Raw genomic sequence first — 1,880 nt, 5'->3', positions numbered from 1 at the left:
CTTTGCGATGCAGTCGAACGACTTGTTTACGCCGTTCATGCAACTGCTCCAGGGTTTGAAATCTTGCATCTTCTTTATCCATGCAAATAAAGACAAAACCCGTTAACAAAAGTTCAATCTTCTATGTTCCGGATCAATAGGCCAACTCAGAAGGGGACATTTCAGCTTTGGAAAAAAGGGGACATTTTAGAATTGGGTTGACATTTTGTGTATGAGCTCATGTTATTCAGGGAGGGCCTGCACAAATGCAGACCTTCCCGTGCAGGGCATGGATACCCTGCCGATCAATGGCATAAGTCATTGAAATGATAATACAAGATTAGGTGTAAGCCCGTGTCTGCATGAATGCAATGCCATCCTAAATCCTCCACGTTCCTCTTTTCCAAAGGGGGAATAGTACTCATTCAAAAAATGACTGAACCTCGCCGAGGTCCTGAGTGCGCCGCATGGGCGGCAGGGCATCGAGAATTTGTCGACCGAAGCCGGTGTGTTGCAGGCGCGGATCACACAGCACGAGTACGCCGCGGTCGGTCACATCGCGGATCAGTCGGCCCACGCCCTGCTTGAAGGTGATAATGGCTTCGGGCAAGGCCATGGCCGCGAATGGTGAATGACCCGATTCCTTGATTTGCGCTTCACGAGCGCGGCGTACCGGGTCATCGGGTGAGGCGAACGGGATGCGATCGATCATCACGACCGACAAGGCCTCACCGCGTACATCCACGCCTTCCCAGAAACTCTGCGTGCCGAGCAACACGCCATTGCCCGATTGCCGGAATTGTTCGAGCAAGGCCGCCTTGGCCTGCGTGCCTTGTACGAACAGCGAGAAAGGCAGTTTGCCTTCGAGAATATCGGCCGCCTTCTTCAATTCCCTATGGCTGGTGAACAGCAAAAAGGCCCGCCCGCCGCTGGCCTTGAGCACCGGGAACACGGCACGCAGAATCTTGAGCGTGTAGTCCAGATCGGTTTTAGGGTCGGGCGGGTTGGGCGGCAGATACATCAACGCCTGATTCGGGTAATCGAACGGTGAGGGCGTTTGCTGGCACAGCGCGAGATTCAAATTCAATCGACGGGTGAAGTGGGAAAAATCCGAACCGGCGGCAAGCGTGGCTGATGCAAACACCCACGCACGCGGCTGGCTTTCAACCACATCGGAGAAGGTTTTACCCGCATCCATCGGCGTGATATTGAGGGTGAAGGATTTCTCGCGGCGTTCCAGCCAGCGGACTTCGGTTGTGATTTCCTCGCTGCGGCGAAAATGCGACAGCGACTGGCGCATTTGTATGGCGCGTTCATGGCAACTGGCTAAACCCTTGCCTCGCGGCGCGGCAAGTTCCAGTGCGGCGGTCAGGTCGGCCAGGCGGGATTCGAGCGTGTCGAAGGCGGCTTGAATGACTTTGTCTTCGGCGATTTCACTCCAGGCGATCCGGTCGGTTCGGGCGTTTTTCAGGGCGGCCACGCAAGGCTCCAGTGCCAATTCGAACGCGTGCAGCACACCGAGCAGGTCGGTCATGTCCACCGCCTCGGCCTGTTGCTCGCGCACGATATCGCGCAACAGATCGATCATCTGCCCGCTGCTGAGGGCCGAACCGAAAAACAGACTGGCGATTTCCGGCAGTTGATGGGCTTCGTCCAGCACCACCACATCCGTTTCGGGCAGGAGCTGGGCAAAGCCGCTTTGGCGAATGGCAATATCGGCGCAGAACAGGTGATGATTGATGACCACGAGATCGGCCTCGTGCGCTGCCTCGCGGGCTTTGACCACAAAGCAATCGTCGAAGACGGGGCATTCCTTGCCGAGACAGTTTTCGTTGGTGGAGGTAACCAGAGGCCAGATGCCGTGTTCTTCGCTGACGGCATCGCAATGGGCAATATCGCCG

Annotated in this window: 1 protein-coding gene; it reads right to left on the bottom strand. The window is 56.2% G+C overall.

Annotation, left to right across the window (positions count from 1 at the left end; all coding sequences use genetic code 11):
* Nucleotides 1-400: 400 nt before the first annotated feature.
* On the bottom strand, nt 401-1,880 hold a 1,480-nt coding region (locus M7R55_RS07875; protein WP_298219868.1), incomplete at its 5' end, for an ATP-dependent DNA helicase.

Origin of the sequence: Halothiobacillus sp., assembly GCF_027346185.1 — a bacterium.
GTDB lineage: Bacteria > Pseudomonadota > Gammaproteobacteria > Halothiobacillales > Halothiobacillaceae > Halothiobacillus.
This window is presented reverse-complemented; position numbering and strand designations above follow the sequence as displayed.